Origin of the sequence: Eremococcus coleocola DSM 15696 (assembly GCF_000428865.1) — a bacterium.
In the GTDB taxonomy this organism is placed as follows: Bacteria; Bacillota; Bacilli; order Lactobacillales; family Aerococcaceae; genus Eremococcus; species Eremococcus coleocola.
The window spans coordinates 49915-71551 of the sequence record NZ_KE386807.1; the positions used below are offsets into that span (position 1 = coordinate 49915).

At 36.1% G+C, this 21637-nt stretch carries 22 protein-coding genes and 1 pseudogene; 5 read left to right on the forward strand and 18 right to left on the reverse strand.

From position 1 onward, the window contains the following. Positions 1-133: 133 nt before the first annotated feature. The 7 genes and pseudogenes from G396_RS0108805 to G396_RS0108835 form a co-directional block, all read right to left on the reverse strand. Positions 134-2641 (reverse strand): amidohydrolase family protein, encoded by a 2508-nt coding sequence (locus tag G396_RS0108805; RefSeq protein ID WP_028125744.1) that lies wholly within the window; start codon positions 2639-2641, stop codon positions 134-136. Between the two features lie 176 nt (positions 2642-2817). Then, positions 2818-3318: a hypothetical protein gene (locus G396_RS0108810; protein WP_028125745.1), complete on the reverse strand. Its 501-nt coding sequence runs from the start codon at positions 3316-3318 to the stop codon at positions 2818-2820. Next, positions 3308-4120: a DUF3100 domain-containing protein gene (locus G396_RS0108815; RefSeq protein WP_028125746.1), complete on the reverse strand. Its 813-nt coding sequence runs from the start codon at positions 4118-4120 to the stop codon at positions 3308-3310. The genes G396_RS0108810 and G396_RS0108815 overlap by 11 nt, the downstream gene beginning before the upstream one ends. Further along, positions 4110-5390, reverse strand: coding sequence for a M20/M25/M40 family metallo-hydrolase (locus G396_RS0108820; protein ID WP_028125747.1), 1281 nt, complete (start codon positions 5388-5390; stop codon positions 4110-4112). The genes G396_RS0108815 and G396_RS0108820 overlap by 11 nt, the downstream gene beginning before the upstream one ends. A gap of 152 nt (positions 5391-5542) precedes the next feature. Continuing rightward, positions 5543-6148: pseudogene (locus tag G396_RS0108825) on the reverse strand (magnesium transporter); the annotation flags it as partial. Beyond that, positions 6135-7139, reverse strand: coding sequence for a magnesium transporter (mgtE, locus tag G396_RS10690; RefSeq protein WP_248623931.1), 1005 nt, complete (start codon positions 7137-7139; stop codon positions 6135-6137). The gene mgtE and the pseudogene G396_RS0108825, both read right to left, overlap by 14 nt. Positions 7140-7219: 80 nt before the next feature. Further along, complete coding sequence (locus G396_RS0108835; protein ID WP_028125749.1) at positions 7220-8086, reverse strand: LysR family transcriptional regulator; 867 nt, start codon at positions 8084-8086, stop codon at positions 7220-7222. A gap of 108 nt (positions 8087-8194) precedes the next feature. Here G396_RS0108835 and G396_RS0108840 point away from each other — a divergent pair, with 108 nt between their 5' ends. Then, positions 8195-9388: a coenzyme F420-0:L-glutamate ligase gene (locus G396_RS0108840; RefSeq protein ID WP_028125750.1), complete on the forward strand. Its 1194-nt coding sequence runs from the start codon at positions 8195-8197 to the stop codon at positions 9386-9388. A 151-nt stretch (positions 9389-9539) separates the two neighbouring features. On the opposite strand, the gene G396_RS0108845 is transcribed toward G396_RS0108840, so the two are convergent. Then, positions 9540-10073 (reverse strand): DUF7010 family protein, encoded by a 534-nt coding sequence (locus tag G396_RS0108845; protein WP_028125751.1) that lies wholly within the window; start codon positions 10071-10073, stop codon positions 9540-9542. 365 nt (positions 10074-10438) lie between these two features. Between G396_RS0108845 and G396_RS0108850 the strand changes: the two genes are divergently transcribed. Next, complete coding sequence (locus G396_RS0108850; RefSeq protein ID WP_028125752.1) at positions 10439-11371, forward strand: DUF4349 domain-containing protein; 933 nt, start codon at positions 10439-10441, stop codon at positions 11369-11371. A gap of 255 nt (positions 11372-11626) precedes the next feature. Here the strand turns inward: G396_RS0108850 and G396_RS12175 are convergent, their stop codons facing one another. From G396_RS12175 to pip, 5 genes are all read right to left on the reverse strand, one after another. Then, positions 11627-11791: a hypothetical protein gene (locus G396_RS12175; RefSeq protein ID WP_428829645.1), complete on the reverse strand. Its 165-nt coding sequence runs from the start codon at positions 11789-11791 to the stop codon at positions 11627-11629. Then, the gene (locus G396_RS0108855; RefSeq protein ID WP_155857451.1) at positions 11746-12075 is read right to left on the reverse strand and encodes a hypothetical protein; all 330 of its coding nucleotides are present in this window, start codon (positions 12073-12075) and stop codon (positions 11746-11748) included. The genes G396_RS12175 and G396_RS0108855 overlap by 46 nt, the downstream gene beginning before the upstream one ends. 29 nt (positions 12076-12104) lie before the next feature. Continuing rightward, positions 12105-12293 (reverse strand): hypothetical protein, encoded by a 189-nt coding sequence (locus G396_RS0108860; RefSeq protein ID WP_028125754.1) that lies wholly within the window; start codon positions 12291-12293, stop codon positions 12105-12107. Between the two features lie 378 nt (positions 12294-12671). Beyond that, positions 12672-13847 (reverse strand): iron-containing alcohol dehydrogenase, encoded by a 1176-nt coding sequence (locus G396_RS0108865; RefSeq protein ID WP_006417547.1) that lies wholly within the window; start codon positions 13845-13847, stop codon positions 12672-12674. A gap of 87 nt (positions 13848-13934) precedes the next feature. Then, positions 13935-14873 carry a prolyl aminopeptidase gene (pip, locus tag G396_RS0108870; protein ID WP_034907974.1) on the reverse strand — a complete coding sequence of 313 codons (939 nt, stop codon included), beginning with the start codon at positions 14871-14873 and terminating at the stop codon, positions 13935-13937. Between the two features lie 131 nt (positions 14874-15004). Between pip and G396_RS10695 the strand changes: the two genes are divergently transcribed. Next, a complete protein-coding gene (locus tag G396_RS10695) occupies positions 15005-15946 on the forward strand; it encodes a VOC family protein (RefSeq protein ID WP_051221271.1) in 942 nt (313 codons plus the stop codon). An 83-nt stretch (positions 15947-16029) separates the two neighbouring features. Here G396_RS10695 and G396_RS0108880 read toward each other — a convergent pair whose 3' ends face one another. The 5 genes from G396_RS0108880 to lspA are packed head-to-tail and all read right to left on the reverse strand — an operon-like array spanning position 16030 to position 19342. Continuing rightward, positions 16030-16680 (reverse strand): deoxynucleoside kinase, encoded by a 651-nt coding sequence (locus G396_RS0108880; RefSeq protein ID WP_028125756.1) that lies wholly within the window; start codon positions 16678-16680, stop codon positions 16030-16032. A gap of 44 nt (positions 16681-16724) precedes the next feature. After that, entirely contained in the window at positions 16725-17183 is a 459-nt protein-coding gene (locus G396_RS0108885) for a DUF188 domain-containing protein (RefSeq protein WP_034907976.1), read from the reverse strand. Next, on the reverse strand, positions 17176-17895 hold the full coding sequence (locus G396_RS0108890; RefSeq protein ID WP_028125758.1) for a DUF2786 domain-containing protein: 720 nt from the start codon (positions 17893-17895) through the stop codon (positions 17176-17178). Before G396_RS0108890 ends, G396_RS0108885 begins: the two co-directional genes overlap by 8 nt. Before the next feature lie 53 nt (positions 17896-17948). After that, complete coding sequence (locus tag G396_RS0108895; RefSeq protein ID WP_034907979.1) at positions 17949-18887, reverse strand: RluA family pseudouridine synthase; 939 nt, start codon at positions 18885-18887, stop codon at positions 17949-17951. Continuing rightward, positions 18884-19342, reverse strand: coding sequence for a signal peptidase II (gene lspA, locus G396_RS0108900; protein WP_028125760.1), 459 nt, complete (start codon positions 19340-19342; stop codon positions 18884-18886). The genes G396_RS0108895 and lspA overlap by 4 nt, the downstream gene beginning before the upstream one ends. Positions 19343-19459: 117 nt before the next feature. Between lspA and G396_RS0108905 the strand changes: the two genes are divergently transcribed. Both G396_RS0108905 and G396_RS0108910 read left to right on the forward strand, forming a co-directional pair. Beyond that, complete coding sequence (locus G396_RS0108905) at positions 19460-20101, forward strand: YkyA family protein (RefSeq protein WP_028125761.1); 642 nt, start codon at positions 19460-19462, stop codon at positions 20099-20101. Positions 20102-20119: 18 nt separating this feature from the next. Further along, entirely contained in the window at positions 20120-21547 is a 1428-nt protein-coding gene (locus G396_RS0108910) for a putative glycoside hydrolase (protein ID WP_028125762.1), read from the forward strand. Positions 21548-21637: the final 90 nt, after the last annotated feature.

A 21637-nucleotide genomic window follows, 5' to 3' on the forward strand; every position in this document is an offset into this window, starting at 1 on the left:
AATTGACCATGTAATTTTCCATCTAAAAGATATAAGATGCGGTCACAGCGTTGGGCGACCTTGCTATCATGAGTTACCGTGAGGATACTAGTTCCTTGAAAATTCTAGGACTGGTCTTTTTACTGTACTTGAGTTAGAGGCGGTCAATGGCCCGCACATAGATTTGTTGGTCTAAATCGTCAATGACTTTAAAGTAACGATCTGCATAGTCTAAGATTTCTGGAACAATGGTAGCATCTTCAAAGAAAGTGATATAACCTTCTAAGGATTTTGCTTTCATCCGTAAGGGTGCTGACCGTCGATTAATAAAAGTCCGACTCTTATAACGGGCATTCTTGGCTTCCTGAATTAAGTTCATAGCTGAGGCATTGCCATCAAAAGCCAAGATAATCGATTGACGTCGTTTGAAAATATCATAGGCAAAACTCTTATAAACACCCATCGGAGTTGGATCCAAAGCTATCCGAATCGGTAAATTCAAGGTTTCAATGGCAGTTTTTTCCTTAACTGTGACCGCAGCCGGAATCATGGCATAAATTTCAAAACGTCCTTGATTGGCTTCGAGTAGATAATGTTCATAAGCTTTATCTGCATGGCCAATGACGAAAAAAACACGACTAGGATCTGCTTGAGCTAATAAGCCATCTATTGTATCTTTCCCAGCTTGAGTCATTCGAGTTTGGTGACGTAAATTATTAAAACTACCTCCAAGTAAGACTAAAGGAATTTTATCTTGCGGCAAACCACTGATGTGGTCTGCAAAAATCTGATGACTATCATATTTTTCTTCCCCAGCCAAAATCTTACGATAAAGATGGCTGTTTCCCTCTATTCTATCTTGCAAATATGTGGCTACACTGATTTTGCCTTTTTCCTGTTTAAATTTAATCGATTTCTCTGTGAAATCTTTGACTGCTGCTGCAATCAATCGATTTTCAACCTGACACATCGCATGCATTTGGTCATAATTTAAATCTAAAAGATATTGAAGAGCTAATTGTTCATCAAGAGAATCTGTACCATAGATTGCACCTCCATCCGTTCCTTGGACGCAAGCGATCCCATTTTCTAGGTAGGTTTTCAAAGGATGATGTTTTAAATTATTTAAATTATTCAATCGTACATTGGAGGATAGTTGAAATTCTAAAACCACACCATTATCACGAATTTTATTCATTAAGTTTTGGCCTTTTTTGGAACTTAATTTAGCAGTATGTAAGCCATGACCAATCCGAACAGGAGGAAAATTCTCATCAAGTTCTAAACCTGCCTGCACCGCATCAATACTATGGCCCACATTATCCGGCAGGCTATCATTTTCACCAGCATGGATCCGAATAACAAAATTTGGATAGGTTTTACTAATCTTAACCAGTTCTTTAATGACAGGTTTTAATTCACGAATATCATTAATTTCTTCCCCGACAATATCACAGCCCGCTATATAGGGATCGTCTGCCACTGCCTTCAATACTTGGAGGTTTTCCGTGAAATAGTTTTCCTTAGGAATTTGGTCTTTAACAATGGTGAGCGCAATCCGCCGTAAAGCTGCTAAAAAACGTAGGCGGACACCTGTTTCAGCTAGAATAGCTGGCAGGCAATCATGGATTTCTTGGAGTCGTTGGGCTGCTTCAGCCTTCTTTACTAAAGTAGTATCAGCCATTTCGACATAAGTAATACCCTTTTCTTGGTAAGTCCGGCAAATCCATAATAAGCAGTCTTGAAAGAGAGTAAAGGATTGATAAGCCGGATTCGCCAAATCTGCTAACATCTGGGCTAAGGCTTCCACCATATCCGGGTCGGGAATTTCTTGCCAGTGATCTAAGGCAATCGGATTTTGGCTGGCTTGGCCTTTTGCAAAGACATAGCGGTATAAATAGACTTTTTCAAGATTGGTAAAGACCGCTTGCCCATCCTTTAATACAGCTAAGGATGCTCGGATTCTAGGAATATTATATTCGGCTTGATCTAAGTTATTTAAAATTAAATCAGCAAAATTAATAAAGGTGTTATCGTCAATTTTACGGGTCAGCTGTTTACTTTCCAGTGTAGAGTCTTTAAATTGTTGGGCGACTTGTGTCCGGGCTTCTTCAATTGCTTGAGCTTGGTGCGGGCTCAGCTTTAACTTTAATTTTTTCACATAATATAAAGGGTAACGTAATTGGTGCTTAATTCCCAGAGCCATTAAGACATCGGCGGAAAGATTCGCATTCATATGAGTATGCAAGTCAGTCTTGAACTTAGTATCCTGTAAAACATAGGATTTAATGATGGTCTCATTAGCTGATAACTTATAGTCCTTGGTCTGAGACATCAAGGTCTTGGCAATCGCCAAAATACTGGCCTTTTGGTCAATACGCCCATCAGGGTATATATTTGCTATCTTGATATTTGCTAACCGTAAAATATAAACAAGTTCATTATGAGCATTGACATACGCTGGTACTTGACCTTCAATAATCTTCAAACCCTTGGCATCAAAGGATAATGGCAAGTGACAGAGTTCAGCCAGATTAGTAATTAAGTTACCTGTTTTATGATTAGGGGTCCGCAGCACGTAGGTCATTTGATCATGGTCGCGGTACAAGTCAATGATAATGTCCTTTTCAGAATCTAGATAAAAACGATTAAAAAATTCCATGGGCTGCCTCTTTTCATTATTAATAGTTTAATCTTTTCTTGCTTGTTCTTAGAATAGCTAATACTTAAATTAAACTCAACTCTAAACGCTATTTTTTTAAAAAGTCTGGTCTAATTATTAAGACCAGACTTTTGCAAAAATGAAACTATTATTTTTATACTACATAAATACTTTCACTATAATTTACCACTTAAAAATAAGGCCAACTGAGCAACTAATGCACTCCCAACATAAGTGCCTGTAAATACAAATATTGAGATGATAATAATTTTCCAAGTAGACTTTGATAAATCAACTAGCTGATTTGCTACTGATACTCCAGCAAAAGCCAAGATAGGTGTCGTAATTGACAGAAAATTTACAGCTAAAATAGATTCAACAACAAAAGGACTCAGTAAACAACAAATGATAGAAACTATCGATACCCATCCTAATACTGGAAAATTTCTTACAAAATTTATGTTTATTTTATTAGTCAAATCCTTAATTAACACTCCCAAAATACTAAATAATCCTAAAAACCCTAAACCTAGAAATGTAGAGCTGGTAATCGGTTGAGAATTTGGATCCTTCCATAACTTTACTTGTTGTGTAAATAAGATAAAAGCCAAGCTAAGTAAAATAACTAAAGCAATTTGTAAATACGGGTGTAAACCTTTATTCGATTTATTTTCCATGGTCATAATTATCCCCTTTTGTTAGTAAATTATACATAAAGCGTTGTAACGGAATAGCTAAGAAAACCATTGTATATGTACCTAAGAAACTGGTTAATAATTGACTAGCCGATGCATATGCCAAAATTGTTTCTGCTGATTCTGGTTTCAAAGCAGCCACAGCCGATGAAGCAGCAGTCATCATTGATGCTGACCCCATTCCAGAAGCCATCCCCAATGCACGCACATCAAAACCAAAATTTAATATAATTGGGGCAAAGATTGAAAAGAAAATTGAGCCAAATAAGGTGCCAATCAAATAAACGGAAAGAACTCCACGCCCTTCTGCTGATTCTAATGTATATTTTTCAGTGATATAAGCTAATTCACCTTCACGGCCCAGCCCCAAAGTTGCACCGATTGCTTCCCGTCGCAAACCAAGAAGGATTGCAACGGGTAAACCTATAAGAACAGTACCTAAATTACCTAATTCTTGAAATAAGAAAACCCAACCAACCGAAAGAATCTCACCAATCTTTGGTGCCACACTTGCACCATAGTATGCCATTAAAGGTAACATAATATACAATAGATTTTTGGCAGCAAATTCAACGTTATTATCGGAATAAATTACTTTTAGTAACCCTTTACGCCATACTGGAATAGCAAAAACCATGGCGAAGAGTACGGAAAACACCAAGGGTAACACGGATACGTTAATGCTACCTAAGTTAATTTGTTGAAAACCAATTATTTCAGCGGCAAAAACAATAATCAAGGCGAATATAATTAATAATAATAGTTGGTAAAATTTATTCTTCATTTATGGTCTCCTTTTTAATTATCTCATCAATATATTTCGCGTAGTCAATGAAAGGTCGATGGTAGAGTTGATTTTTTTCAACTTTTTCATCCAATCTTTCAATCACTTTACTTAAAAATTCAGGAAAATCCTTTAGAACAAACTCAGGATTAACCATACAGAAGTTATCACCATGAATATCACCTTGAAAACCACCATAAGATATCTGAATACAAGGCATAATATAGGACAAATCACCAATATCACCTGCAGCAGCAATTGCACCACGATCATTAATCATTTTTTTAATTGAAGTCTGTTCGTCAAACACTTGCTGAACAAACTGATTTAAATATCGATCTTGCACAAAAGGAAGATAACCCATCTGGGTTTTAGTTTTAAGTTGTCCACCCAAAGCTTGTGAACTACCTTCAGCAGCATCATCTAATCGCGCTGCGATTTCTTTCATATAACCTACTTCAATCGTACGAACATCAGTTGATACAGTTACTTGATTAGGAATCACATTAATAGAAAAATTACCATTAGCAATCACGGGATTAATCCGCACAAATAAATCCTCCCGAATTTGTTGACGCATCATACCTAACGCAACATTAAATAAAGATGACATACTATAAGCGTTGATACCTGAAAAAGGATCGAAGCCAGCATGAGCAGCTTTACCAATAAAGGTATAATATTTATGTAAAAAACCTGCTAAATCACAGTTAATTTCAACCGTATCACCTGGTTCATTACCAATTGAATGTGTCGCCATCATAAAGTCAATACCATCAAAGGCACCCAATTTCATCATCTCGGCTTTACCACCCGAATAGGTCACTTTGCCCGCATCAATTAAGCTTTGACGATAATCAAGGTCGATAAATTCCTCTGCTGGAACAAAAACAAAAGAAAAATTCATATTAAAATTTTTAAAAGTATCTTCATTCGTTAAAAAACCGAACAAATCTAAAGCAATTGCTACTTGAGAGAAATGTCCACAAGCATGACAAGCTTTAGTCTCAGGATCTGCTTGAAAATGGGTTGGGTTAATTAATGCATCTAATTCAGCCAAAATTCCCATGGTACGGTCCGCTCCGTTGTCTAGGTCAACTCTTAATCCTGTGGTAGTATACTCTTGGATCTTTGCCTTTGGAAAAACTTGTCTAATATAATCAATTACTATTTGTTTAGTTCTAAATTCTTTATAGCCTAATTCAGGATGCTTAAAAATATCATCCGCTATCGCTTTAATTGTGGCATAATTTTCATCAAAATAGGACATTGCTTCTCACCTTTCTACAATAATTAAGGTATTTATCTTAGCATCTGACCTTTAAAAAGCAAAGAAGTAATTAACATTAATTAGAATTTAAATTATTTTGTTCGTGTTTTTAGTTTAGGAAAAACTCAGCAGATAGCATGTAGCTTTATTCCTTATTGTAATAAAGGTAAGACTAAGTTGGCTAAACTTAGAAAAACGAAAAATCCAAGGACATCGGTCGCAGTCGTAATAAAAATTGATGAAGCTAAAGCTGGGTCCAGCTTCATTTTTTTCAATACTAAAGGAATATAATAACCAAAGAAGGCCCCATTAAATAAATTAAAAATCATGGCTAAGACAACGATCAAGGATAAATATATATTGTGATAGGAAATATATAAAACCCCACCTGCCATTAGGCCAATAATCAAGCCATTAACAATTCCTATAGCCAACTCTTTTAAAATGTATTTTCGATCGGAGTGGATATCAATTTTATCTAAAGCAATTCCTTGAATCACTAGAGCTAAAGTTTGTGAGGCAGAATTACCACCCATCCCTGTGATAATCGTCATCGCAGCAGCTAGCGAAGCAACCTGGGAGATGGTTGACTCAAATAAGCCGACTACAAATGAAGCTAAAAAAGCTGTTAAGAGATTTATCGTTAACCAAGGCAGTCTTTTGCTTAATGAAGACCAAAATGAATCGTCTAAGTCTTCCTCCTCGTTAACCCCTGACATCCGTAACATATCTTCTTGATGTTCTTCATTCAAAACATCGAATCACTAGAGCTAAAGTTTGTGAGGCAGAATTACCACCCATCCCTGTGATAATCGTCATCGCAGCAGCTAGCGAAGCAACCTGGGAGATGGTTGACTCAAATAAGCCGACTACAAATGAAGCTAAAAAAGCTGTTAAGAGATTTATCGTTAACCAAGGCAGTCTTTTGCTTAATGAAGACCAAAATGAATCGTCTAAGTCTTCCTCCTCGTTAACCCCTGACATCCGTAACATATCTTCTTGATGTTCTTCATTCAAAACATCCAAGATATCATCCGCTGTCACAATGCCTAAAAGGACATGCCGAGGATTTACCACTGGAATTACATTAATATCATACTTTAAAGATAACTTAGCAACTTCTTCTTGGTCGATCTGTGGTTCTACAGTAATGACTTGTCGATTCATAATATCCGCAAGGATTGTCTGGAGGTCGGCCCGAAATAAATCACGCATAGGTAAATATCCAACTAAGCGATTGTGATTTGAGGTGATAAATAAGGTATCAATGACTTCACTATTGGGAGAAATTTCTCGAATTTTATTGAAGGCTTTATCTACCGTCCAATAATCTTTAAGAGAAATAAAATCCGTCGTCATAATTCCACCGGCTGACTCAGGATCATAAGAAAGCAACTGCCGAATATCTGCTTGATCACTCTGGGTCATTAATTTTACATAGTGTTTTCGGGTCCCCACAGGTAGATTACCTAGGATATCTACAATAATATCTGGCGACATTTCCATAAAAAGATGGGAGACGCGCTCGACAGAAAGTAACTTAATTAAGCGGGACTGACTATCTTCCTCGGCCAATTCAATCATTTCGATTAAATAATCGTCTGGTAAGATTGCCATCTTTTCAATCAATTGATTATCTTCCAAGTTTTCGAAGACATCTAGCACATCCGCTGGATGATAAACTTGACAGAAATGCTTGACCCGCGTCACCGTTAATTCATTTAGTATAGTTTCACCTTGTAAGTCCATAGCTACGCCTCCTCTTCATTAGTATTCTATGATACTAGTCTATCTTATCTAACCTTCAGAACCAAGATTAAAATAATTAATTACATATCTTTCAGAGAAACAAAATCCATAAATGCCTTGGCCGCATGAGAGAGGGGCATATTCTTCGTAATATAGAATCCTACCTGTCTTTGCGGCAACTTAATATCAGTCTCTAGGATAACTAAGTCTTCCACTAGTTCTCGTGCCAAAATGGCCATGCCCAAGCCCTGACGGGCAAATTCAGCTAATAATTCATAATTAGCTAATTCAATGTCCGGCTGTACCCGAATGCCTCGTTTCAATAAATGTGCATCAATTGCTTGACGCGTTTGACTCTTTCGATCAAGCATCATTAGCTTAGCTTGACTTATATTTTGGGCAGTAATCTTTTCTGGAAGAACTTGAGCATAGACTATAGCCGCCACGAAAGACTCATGAAGTGTCATTAATGGATAAAAATCAACCATCGTTTGATTTTTTGGTTCAAAACCCAGCACCACATCCACCTGCCCCCAACTTAACATATCCTGTAATTGACCACTCGTGCCATTTTTAATTTGCATGCGAATGCCTGGATAAATTTTTGAAAAATTTTTCAATCGTTTGGGCAAGATATACCGCGAAATGGTATCCGAGCCTGCAATTCTTAAAGTACCGTGATTTAGATCCTTGAGTTCCTCCATATGATGTCGCGCTTGATATAAATTTTCAAGCCCAATCTTTACTAATTGATAAAAATCTCGACCTTCTTGAGTTAATTCGACCCCTCGATTTTGTCTAACAAACAAATGACAATCTAATTCACTTTCTAACTGGGAAATAATTTGAGAAACCGCTGGCTGACTCATGAATAATTTTTGGGCTGCTTTAGAAAAATTTCCGCACTCTGCTACCGTTACAAATACCTGATAATGATTTAAATTCAATTTGGTATCACCTCCACTTATACCTGACTTATTATAATCTTATTTCACTTATACCACAAGATAAGTTATGATATTAGAGTATCATTCTTAAAAACAAAGGAGATTGTTATGGAAAAAATTGTAGGTACTGTTGTTAGAGGTTTACGCGCCCCAATTTTCAAAGAAGGCGATGACTTAGTTCAAATGATTCCTGACTTATTAGAAGACTTTTACCAAGAAGAAGATATTACCATCGGTAGTAAAGATGTTTTAGCGATAACTGAAAGTGTTGTGGCTCGTACCCAAGGTAATTATGTTACAATTGATCAAGTTGCTAAAGATTTAGACCGTGACTTTGCTGGTAAAGATTTAGGTGTCCTCTTCCCTATCTTGAGCCGTAATCGCTTTGCCATTATTCTCCGTGCCATTGCTTCGAGTCAAGCCAAGAAAATTATCTTACAATTATCCTTCCCTTCAGATGAAGTCGGCAACCATTTAATCTCACTTGATCAAATGGACCAAGCTGGTTTAGACCCTTGGAAAGATACTTTAACTGAAGCTGAATATCGTCATCATTTTGGTTATCAAACCCATGAATTTACTGGAGTCGACTATGTGGCTTACTTCAAAGAACTCGTGGAAGATTTAGGCAAAGAATGTGAAATTATTTTCTCTAATTCACCACTTACAATCCTAGACCATACCGAATATGTCATCAACTGTGATATCCATACTCGCCAACGGACTAAGAAAATCCTTCAAAAGTGCGGGGCCAAATGTGTTCGTTCGCTTGACGATATTATGAATCAGCCAGTTGATGAATCCGGATATAACGAAACATACGGTATCCTAGGTTCAAACAAATCGACCGAAGATATGTTAAAACTCTTCCCTCGCGACTCTAAGACGCTAGTCGAAGCCATTCAAGCTGAATTGAAAAAACGGACCGGTAAGACCATTGAAGTCATGGTTTACGGCGATGGTGCTTTTAAAGATCCAGTCGGTAAAATTTGGGAATTGGCTGATCCAGTCGTCTCGCCTGGTTATACTTCTGGCTTAGAAGGCACTCCGAATGAATTGAAACTTAAATATTTAGCAGATAATGAATTCAAAGATTTAAAAGGTCAAGAACTAAAAGACGCTATTAAAGCTGCTATCAATGCCAAAGCTGATAACTTGGTTGGTCAAATGGCTACCCAAGGAACGACCCCACGTCAATTAACTGACTTACTAGGTTCACTTTGTGACCTAACCTCAGGTTCCGGTGATAAAGGTACCCCAATCATCTATATCCAAGGTTATTTCAATAACTACACCAATTAATTATTACTTAAAATATTAACTCAAAAAGTGTGTCTAGAATTATCCAGACACACTTTTTTAATACAATCTTAAAATGAAGAACATTTATCGCGTCAATCCTATAGCTGGTAAAAAAAGAAATTATGGTAAATACTTTCCTTCTAATTTCCTTTTATTTTTCATATGCTTTCATTTCATTTTTTAAAGTCAGGACCAAAAAAATTTCAAGCACACAAAGAACAGATGCCACAACAAAACCGTTAAAAATCATACCAAGTATTAGAGATATAATTGGAATAATTATTGCAAATATTTTGTAAGCATTTGACTTATACAACCAAGAGTATGGCAATAGATGTGCCCCAAAAACCATCGCATACACCATAATCATCTTTTCTGGGACGGCATTAAGGACCCACATTACAATGAGGAGATAAATTACCTGATTTAAAGTAAATAAAAATCCCAACTGTCCTAATTCATTATCTTCTGCAAAAATATTAACCCCAAGCTTCTTACCAATTATCCAAGCTAATGGCATCAACGGGCATGAACAGATAAATACCATAATATTTTTAATATTAAAACTAATATTTAAACTTGCAACACAAGCAATTAAAAACCAAATAACTACAGAAGTCATAATAAAAGGTAAGCCTTTCTTTTGGCTCTGAATTATATCATCACGTAATTGATCTAAATCCATATCTTTCCTCCTCTTACAGGTCAAATTTATACTTTTATACCCATACTCTACCTTTTATTTCCAGTTTAATCATAATAAATATGTAAATTATTGATTAATTTACAATTAAAATTTCGAAATAGCTTAACATATATAGATACGCAAATTGTTAGCATACTTAATTATAAATATTATAAGTAATTAAGATATGCTTCCTATACTTTTTGACCTTGAGTATTAATCATATTTTTTAAATTTCAGACATATTCTGGAGGTTTAAGTTCACAAAACAATATAAATCATGCTATACTCTAGCTAGAAATATCGAAAAAATTGCTTGTCATTTTTAGACCTTATTCTGTTTTGATTACGAAAGGAGTCCATCTATGAAACGTAAGTTAATCCTGCTTATTCCTCTCTTATTAATATTATCAGCGTGTACCTCCACCCCTATTGATGATTTAATCAATAGTTCGACTGGTAGAAATTCAACTCAAGTCTCTACAAGCGAATATGACAGTGCCTATCAAGATTCACAATCAGTTGCTTATGATGGATCAGCTAGTCTAGAAAGTAAAAATTTCCATAAAGACGCCGAAGATATTATAAAATTAGTCACCGATCAAGATGGTATTATAGTGTCGCAAGATTATTCAGACTACCATAACTATAATGGTGACTATGTTGGAAATCTATTAACTTTAAATGCACAAATTCCTAAAGACAAGTTCCAAGATCTCTTCAATCAAATCAAAGAAAAGTATCAACTGGCTAATTTCAATTTAAATAGTCAAGATGTGAGTAATGAAATGATCAGCCAAGAAGAACAACTTGAAGAGCTTAACAATCGCTTAAAAGAAGTTGAAGAAGACCTCAAAGACGAGGATATTACTTTAGAGCAAAAACAGGCATTACGTGCCGAGAAAAATAGCCTAGAAGATCAAATAAAAGCTTTGGAGAACCAACAAGATTCTACTAACGAATCAGTTGCTTACTCAAACTTGTCAATAAGCCTAAAAGAAGTCAAATATTATTCGAGTGAAAGCTTACCGTTCTGGTTACCATTTGTCAATATCTTTAAAGGATTCTTCCAGTACGCAGCGATTGCCCTCTTTACTAGTTTAATGGGTGTTATCTTTGTTATTCCATTCCTCTTTATCCTAAGTTTAACTTATCTGCTTATTCGTCGTTCTCAGTTTATCATGTTTAGACAACTTGAAAATAAAATTTCCACAAATAGAGATAAGAAAAATTTGACTAAATCAGACAAAAAATCATTCTTAAAACCAAAGATAGAACCAAATAAAGACGACCAATAAAACAATAAAATATAACCACCTATCTCCTAGCTCCTCTGATTATAATTTATAAATCAGTAGAAATTTAGGATAGGTGGTTATTTATTTAATAAAGAATATTAGGTTTATTATGCCTATTTTTCTTTGTAGGAGCCTTTCAAGTTTATATCTCAATCATTCCCATTAATTGCAGTATGGGTATTAATAAGGAAGGTATTGTCATAATAAAATTTATCAGAAAATGACAAACAATGACTGGAAAAAGACGGTTAAATTTTAATACGAGAAGTGCAGAATCAAGACCCCAGACAAAAAACCAAAAAAATATACTAACATAGCATCCAAGCTAGGTGCAAAAAATAAATGTTGCACTGCAAATAGAAAAGATAAACTAACTAAGGCAATCCACTTACCTTTGGCTTGAATAAATAATCTTTGCACTGGTCCCCGGTAAACAAATTCTCAATTGGGGCATTTAGAGGAGCGAAACTTACATTTACAATAAAGCCTAAAATAAGACTTAGTATGGGTTCAAATAAAAGACCATCATTGGGATTATAAAAATCTGTTTCAAAGGCGATAAACATATCTACACCATGGAGTAACCACATAGCAGCCATGATGGCTAAAACAAAAGGTAGATAAAGGACTAATAAGCACAAGAGACCATATAGGAATTCTTTGTAGAGTGGTTTTGTCGCTTGCTGAAAGATAAGATCTTTCAAAGATTGGGTGGCTACAAATCCATTCACTTTTAATTGATGAAAATCAGTAAATTAACCACCAAAAGAACCAAACATGAAATTAAAGCAGTTGGTGGATGTGATACGGCTAAATTCAGACGTGACAATAAAAATACCGCAATTAACTGTAAAAAAACCATCATTAAAATACGGGTCATAATAATCAATAAAGCAGATTGAAGATCTTTATTAGTTTCCATAAATTTCCCCTATTAATAATCATAATGTACTCGCAACATCCAATAAATTTTAACATATTAAACTTTGCTTTGATTATATTATAAAGGTAGAATTATATCACTTCTTAATTAGACAGTAAAAAGCTAATTTTACAAAACAGTGGTTCATTACAAGAATAGTCTGGATCCTTTAGCCAAATCGTCTTCGTCTTCTGCTAATAGTAAGCGCATAGGTTTCCTCCTTTTTAAATATTTATCAGATTAGTCGGTACATCACCGTTAGTCAACTCATATTAAATTTTACTTAATATGATCCTTAAATTAAAGATTCCGGGCTCAAATCAGCAAGCCAAATTACTGTAAAACCCCGGAATCTATTTGATATGATTAACTTAGTATTTATAAAGCTGTTTGGTAGATTAATCGACTGGTTGCTAAGTCTTGGACACCATTTTCGCCAATTTTTTGACCCTTATGTTTTTCTAATTGGGTAATTAAGAAATCGATGTCACTTTCATTAACCCCAACCTGGCTCAATTTGGTTGGCATATTAATGGATTCAAAAAATTCAGCAGTTTTTTGAATTGCTTTATCAATGACAAGTTCTTCATTTTCATCTTGAATATTCCAGATCCGACGACCATATTGAACTAATTTGTCATGTTTGCCATCCCGTCGCACATGCATGGTCGCTAATAAAATAGGAGTAAGCGTCCGGCCATGGTCAGTATTATTTAATACTGTTACTTCATGACCCAAAGCATGAGTAGCCCAATCGCCTACATTTCCCCGAGAGGCTACCCCATTTAGGGCCATGGTACAAGCCCACATAATATTCGCGGCAGCTTCATAATCAGCTTGATCTGGATCACAGTAGACAGGTGCATTATCAATAAAGGTTTTTAGGATTGCTTCAGAGAAACGATCCTGGACATCAGCATGTAAAGCTAGGGTTAGATAGTTTTCCATAGTATGGACAAAACCATCTGCTACCCCATTGGCTAATTGTCTAGCAGGTAAAGTGAAGGTCATTTCAGGTTCTAAAATAGAAAAAACAGGGAAAGTTAAGGAAGAACCAAATGAAATTTTGGCTTTCTTTTCATGGAAAGTCACAACTGAGCCAGAATTCATTTCAGAAGCTGTTGCAGGTAAGGTTAATACTGTTCCAAATGGAAGTGCTTGCTTTATTGGAAGTCCTTGACCTACCCCTTGACCAAAGATATCGATCGGATCCCCCTCAAATACAGAGGCTGCTGCGACAAACTTAGTTCCATCGATGACAGAGCCGCCACCCACAGCGAGAAGATAGTTGTATGACTCTGCTTTAACTTGGTCAACGGCTTTGAGTAACGTTTCAAAGACAGGGTTAGCTTCAATACCACCAAATTCTCCCCATTGGCGATTACCTAAAGCTTCAACCACGCGATCAAACGTGCCAAATTTCTTAACAGAACCGCCCCCATAAAGAATTAAAACTTTTGCATTTTTAGGGATAGACCGGTCAATTTGTTTAATTTGATCTTTACCGAAATAAATCCGAGTCGGGTTATAAAACATGAAATCTTTCATTGCCATATAAATTCCTCCTTAATCTTGCATAAATCTTCTTTTATTTTATTATAAATCTAACTAAATTAGCAAAGTTTAGCTATTAACTTAGTCCTATATCTGATCTAGAATTTCAACCAATTTATTAAACATAGCTGGTTCATAAGGAGAATGGGCTCCTTTTTCGATAATATGTAATTTAGCCTTAGGACAAGCCTGAGCCAATTGATAAGCTCCAACTAATCGACAGTCAACATCATACCGGCCATGAACGATATCTATGGGAATCTCGGCCAAAGCCTGGGCATGATTTAAAATATAATTATCATCCTCAGTAAACATGTGATTAGCAAAATAATGAGCTTCAAGCAGGGCAATTGATAAATCCCCACTGCTTACGTCCTGGCTTTGATTAAATTGGGGGACTAAAGTCACCAAACCAGACTCCCAGTCAGACCAAGCTTTAGCTAGGTTACGAAAACTTTCAATATTTGAATCAGTTTGTATCATTTGATGATAGTAATCATTCACTAGCTTATCGGCTTTATCTGCCCCTACTGCTGCCTGGAAAGCCTCAAACTCTTGAGGATAAAATTGCCCCGCGCCACCATGATAAAGCCAATCAATGTCTTCTTGCCTTCCCAAGAAAATTCCTCTTAAAATTAGGTGTTTAACCCGCTTAGGATGAGCAATTGCATACCATAAGGCCAAGGTCGACCCATATGACCCACCAAAGACCATCCAAGATTCTAAATTAAAATGTTGGCGGATTAGTTCCATATCGGCCACACTGGCTTGCGGGGTATTATTTTTTAAAGATAAAAAGGGGGTACTTTGCCCACAGCCCCGTTGGTCAAACAATATAATAAAGTACTTTTCCGGATTAAAAAAATGCCGACTTTTGGCCGAAATTGAACCACCTGGCCCCCCATGTAAAAAAACAATTGCTTGTCCTTTTGGGTTGCCACAAGTTTCAATGTAAAGTTGGTGTCCCTCAGAACTTTCTAAATGAAAGTAATCAATGACTGGGGTTTCTGTATATGCCTTAACCATAATAAACACTCCCTCGTTTTAATAGCTTAATTATAACAACTTTTTCTTTTTTTCACATAAAAATCTAAGCAATCTCGTTGACTTTTATTCAAATTAAGCTTAGAATTTGGCTGTCATAAAAGGAGGGTCACATGAAAAAATTTCTTTTAATTATTACTCTATTTACCTTATTCCCCAGTACTTGGCTACCTGTTCAAGCACAAGAAAATAATCAAACAAATTCCAGTAACTTAGATTTAACCCCCCAGTCTTACGAACTTTATGCCTTAGACCCCGAGACTTTATCACAATTTTATCAAGACATGTTAGGGATGACCTTAGTGTCTAATGCTGAAAATAATCAGGGCATTAAACTGGGAACGGCTGATCAAACCGTACTCCTAACGATTTACCCAGCTAACCAAGAAAAAACACAAGCTACCACTGGCCTTTATCACACTGCTTACCTCTTTAAAGACCGCAAAGCCTTAGTTTCTATTTTAAAACACCTCTATGAAAGTAAGGCTACGCTTCAAGGCTATGCCGACCACAATGTGTCTGAAGCAATTTATTTAGCCGACCCTGAGGGAAATGGGATCGAACTTTATGCTGACCGTCCAAGAGACCAATGGAAATACGATGATCAAGGAAATGTCATTATGGGAAATGATATTCTTGACCTAAGAACACTCATCAAAGATGTTCCTGCATTTGAGGGGATGACTGCTGATACCAAAATTGGCCATGAACATTTAACCGTTAATAATATTGAAGATACCCAATACTTCTATTCCCAGTTACTGGGCTTTGATGTAACCAGTCAGGATGAAGGCGCCCTCTTTATGTCTTCCCAAGGCTATCACCACCATTTAGGTGCTAATATATGGCTAGGTCAAGACTTACCTAGCCCTCAAGTCGGCGACCAAGGACTTAAACAAGTTAATTGGCAAATCAAGAACGCCGATAGCTTTAAAGCAATTCAAGATCGCTTAACCCAGGCTGGTTGGACTTATGACTTAATCGATGACCAAACTCTAGCAGTGACCGATAACTCTGGTATTCCAATTACAATTAGCTTAGTCAGCTCAAATTAAAATATTATGTATAAAAGGGAGCCCCATCAACTTAGGGTCTCCCTTTTAGCTTATTCTCAATTGATTTGTGGCATATGGTTAATCTAGTCTAATTCACCTAATTTTGCTTGAACCATCGCAATTACTTGCGCTGCATCCTCTGGATTATGTACGACATCAAATTGATCTATATTAATTTTTAAGACTTGAGAAGCATGATAGGATTGGTCAATCCATTCATCATACCCAGACCATAACTTGTGATAATAATCAACCAAGGCAGAATCTTGTTCAAAATCACGTCCACGTGAAGCAATCCGTTCCATAATTTTCTCAAAAGAACCATGCAAGTATACCATCAGATCTGGTGCTTTTTGAGGTAATTCAGCGAGTTCTTCCATCATATTATCTAATAATTTTTCATAAATCTTAAACTCTGTTTCTGAAATATTCCCTATATCCCGGTTTACTTTACAGAAATACCAATCTTCATAAATTGATCGATCTAAAATATTTCGACGATTTCGAAAGGCTTTTTTGATATCCTTATAACGACTGGATAAAAATTCTAATTGTAGGAGAAAAGGATAACGACGTGCTGCCTGCTCAGCTGGACTAGCGGTATAGAATAAAGGTAAGATTTCATTATCATCCACATTTTCATAAAATACCTCTGTTCCATATGCCTCACCTAATAAATTAGCAATGCTCGTTTTTCCAGCACCAATCATTCCACCAATAACTATAATTGCCATCTTCCCCTCTCCTATATTTCTATTATTTATTTATGAAAAATCTTTTACTCTACTTTTATTTGTTCTTGCCTTAGAAATTGACGTAATTTCATTTCAAATTGGTCCAAATTATAATTAACTTTAGTGTATATCCTCTTGCCTTTAGGCAACCGGCGCAGGACCTGGTGATGATGACGTTGATTTAATAGTATTTCTATGTTTTCAGGACTATAAAGCTGCCCTGTTTGGTGCATTACGTAACATTTAGCCAATAAAAGAGACGCTAGACCGTAATCTTGCGTCACAACTAAATCTTCAGCTGATGAAGCTTTAAATATCGCAAAGTCAACTACGTCCGGACCAGGTGATAGATACTGGTAGCGGACATGTTTAGGCAGTGGTCGACTACTATAATGGTCAAAACTAGCGAAAACAATACAGGGTAACTTAAACTCTTCAGTTAGTTTAATAATCTGGACTAAAACTGGGCAAGCATCACCATCAACGAGAATCCGCTTAATCATCAGTCTGTCCTACATGGTCTAAATAATTATTATTTAGATTCATTCTTGTTCCATGCTTATAGCCATCATAATAAGACTTATTTTTATAGGAATCTGGTTGATTAAAAGATAAAGAACCGGTGATTTCTTCTTTAAATTTATCTTTAATTTCTTGTGGTGTTTGAATCACCAGGGCAAATTTTTCGTTTTCTTTTATTAAATCAGCTTTTTGTTTTTCAAACTTATCCTTTAGCCCATCTAAAAAACCTTGGTAATAGGTCTTTCTCAGGCGAGACTTTTGACTGGCTGTCTTAGGGCGTACTTGACCATTAATATACTGGCTGGCATAAAATTTCATGGCATCTTCAGCTAAATAGAACATTTCATAGGCCAAATCAACATCTTCAGGATAACCCATTAAGACTAATTTACGGCCCACATTTTTCTGATAGGGTAGCCGATGACTTTGAATATAAAACATCACTCTAAAGTTATCGGCAATAATCTTCACTAAGACCTTTTCCCACCAAAAAATGCGTTTGTACACTGATAAGGACCGGATAACAATCTCCTGTTTGCCCCTGCTTGATAAATCATTTTGTGAGATCTTATATTTCAGCATTAGCTTTTGGGCCATGAGTAAGGCGGTTTGACTTTCCTCATCATTATTCCCATCCTCAGCTAAAGTCAGTAAGTTCTTTATTTTATCAAGAATTTTATCATTTACTGACATAAGATCCTCCCCTTTCGTGTTCTTCTTATTTTACCACAAATTTAAGTCAAGACCTATGCAGGTGTTTGACTTTTCAAATGATTTTGTAAGTTAATGAAGGATGCGGGTAAAGGGGCGTGAAATTCAATTAACTCATGACTCCTAGGATGGATAAAATGAATTTGACCCGCATGGAGAAATTGTCCTTGGTCAGTTGGCCATAGATTTAAAGAATCTCTATTATAGACAGGATCACCAATGATTGGATGACCAATGTGTTCAAAATGGGCTCGAATTTGATGAGTCCGTCCAGTTTTCAATTCGGCCTGAATTAGACTAGCACTGGGATAGCTTTCTAAAACTTCAAAATCAGTCCAAGCTGGTTTACCTTGGGCATCCGCGTGATATTTCAAACGATTTTTAGGATCACGAGCTAGTGGGATTTCAATACTGCCTTGTTTTACTTCCATCTGGCCTTCTACCAGACAATAATAGATACGTCCTAGGGTATGATCCATAAGTTGTTGACTTAAATAACGGTGACTCTCATTATTCTTAGCCACAACGAGCAAACCCGAGGTATCCTTATCAATCCGATGAACTAAACCAGGACGGTAAGAATCAGACCCAGCTGCCAAGTGATTACCAAAATGATAAAACAAGGCATTTACAAGAGTGTCACGAGGGTGTCCTTTTGAGGGATGGACTACCATGCCTGCCTCTTTATTAATAACTAACAAGTCATCATCTTCATAGATTATATCCAGCGGGATTGCTTGAGCTTCAATTTCAAGTACTTCTTCTTCAGGAACTTGCATTTCAATTAGTTCTTGACCACTTAACTTGTAATTAGCTTTTTCTACTTGACCGTTAACAGTGACCAGGCCCTGCTTGATCAAGCTTTGAATTTGTGTACGACTAAGCTCAGATTCTTCAACCAATACCTTATCTAAGCGACCTGACTGGTCTTCAAGCTGAAAATAAATAATTTCTTTTATTTTTTTTTCTGTCATAAAACATCTAACTCCTCTTTTGAAAACAACTGGATTATCAGCAATGAAATCACTGCCAGTGTCAAAGCCGCATCTGCAATATTGAAAATTGGAAACTCAATAAATAGGGTCCGAAACATGTCAACTACATACCCTAAACGAAGCCGGTCAATTAAATTTCCTAAGGCCCCACCTAAAAGTAAACCATAAGAAATCCTTAAATACCAAGGACCTTTTCGATGTTTGTAGACTAAATAAATAAAATAGATACAGACTAATAGAGTAGCTAACATAAAAAAGGTCATTTGCCCTTGGAACAAGGACCAACCTGCCCCCTTGTTTTGAACATAATAAAAATCCATAATACCAGGCAGAAAACTCATGGACTGGCCTAAACTTAAATGGGCCACAATCCATGCCTTAAAAATTTGATCAATTATAATAATAATGAATAGTGTAAAAAACGATATAATCATTATGTAACCTCACTGTATTAACCTTTAAAAATGTCAGATTTGAATTAACAATAATAATATTATATACTAGTTGAAGCAAATGTACTATTAATAAAAGAAGACTGACGAGGAGACACAATGAAGTTTTTACGCAGATCATTAATGCTTGTCTTATGCTTAGCCTTAGTTGCTTGTAGCCAATCAGTAGAACGCGGCCTGCGGACCACAGAGCTAGTCCAAGATAACATCAACTCTATTACTAACAATCTTAATGAAATTCAACGTTTGGAAAATGCGATTCAGACTGATTTTGAGATGACCTTAAGACAAGGGGATCAAGACCTGTCAGTGTTTAACAAATCAGATAATCCCATTATGACTAATGTGGCGAATCGCAATAAACTATCGGACCAACTTCAAAAGACTTCAGATACAATTGAAGAATTAAATGAAGAAATGGTGTCCCAACTAGAAAAGTCTGATATACCAAAGGATCAAACCAATGAAATTGTAGAACTCGTAGCAGCAATGAAACAAGATTTAAATGTTTATACGAGCGATTATAAGAAAAATCTTGAATTAGAAAAACAGACTTATCAATCGATAGCAAATCCTGATACTAATTATGAGAACTTTTTTGCTGTTTTCAATAATATTGATGTCATCATGACCAATAATCAAATGAATCTTGAAAAAGTTTTAGGTTACTTTGAAAAAATCAACGCTCATTTGATTGACTTCAAAGTCTACTTAACGAATCTCAAAGAAAGTCATTCATAAGCGAAATGAGGTGTGGTCATGTTAAATAAAAATAAATATAATTCTTACATCAAAATTTTATTCTTACTACTAGTTTGTATATTAAGCTTAACAGCTTGTAAGTCTAAAACCCAAGAAGTAAGCAATCAAACTGTAAATTTACCTCAGGTTTCATATAAATACGACCAAGACCAAGTGGTTGACTTTAAGAATCGTTTAATCACGGAAGATACCGCACGTTACGAAGGTCTCGCTCTTTCTGGCAAACCTTTTTTGGTTAAACCGGACGCCTTACCAAGTAGTCTCTTTTATGATTCTGGCATCCATATTGCCTATCCTGAAGATGGTGTCAGAGGTCTATATATTTCTGGTGAATTAATTGGTGATCCAAACTATGTTAACTACATTATTAATTATATTGACAATACGGATTTAAATACTGTCGTAGTTGATTTTAAAGATGACTACGGACAAATTATCCCAGCCAATGATTCCACTGACCCTCTTGTGCAAGCCTCTACTATTAGCAGTGTCGACTACAAATCCATTTTAAAACAATTTGAAGCTCATAAAATTTATCCAATTGCTCGGATAACCTCATTTAAAGATAATATGCTAGCCGAAAATCATCCAGAATTTTCGTTTGTTGATCCAAACACCAATGCGGTTTGGCAAGATGCCAACGGGGCTAGTTTTATTAATCCATTTATGCCTGAAGTACAAAACTATGTCATAAATGTGGCAAAAGAAGCAGCCAAAATGGGCTTCAAAGATATTCAGTTTGACTATGTTCGTTTCCCAGAAGGTTTCTTCGAAATCGCTGATACTCTTCAATACGAATTGGGCGATTATGCCAGTTTTGTATCGGATGATCCGGACAAATCTGGCAGCGAACGGACTCGGGCCATTAATAATTTTCTTAACCTGGCATCTGAAAGCTTGGCCCCTTACGGGGTGAATATCTCTGCCGACGTCTTTGGGTATACAACGGTAGCAGGTGATACCTATGATGTCCGTGGGATTGGACAAAATATTGGTCAAATTGCTGAAAATGTCGATGTTGTTTCCGCAATGATTTACCCGTCGCACTGGGGCAATGGCTTCTTCGGCTTAGACTATCCGGACCTTTACCCTTATGAAGTAGTCGACAATTACATGTATTCTGAAAAAATGGTATTCCAAAATGTTCAAAATAAAGTCACCTCAAGACCTTGGCTCCAAGATTTTACTGATTACAGTAAACCAGAAGGTAGCTTCCAAGTATATGGTAGTGAGCAAGTCCAAGCTCAGATTAATGCTTTAGCCATGAACGATATTCGAGAATATTTATTATGGAATGCTTCCGGTGAATATTCAACCGGGGTAGATTATAAGGTTGAAAAAAATGAATTCGGCGAAGTCCATGTTGACCAAGTGCCAATACTTGATGCTTATGATGAGACTGTGACATACAGTGATAATAATTAAAAGAAAATACAAAAGCTGAGATACATCATATATCTCAGCTTTTTTTATGTATTTTATTTACAGCCTTCTTGTCTACCTTTTTTAAGCAAA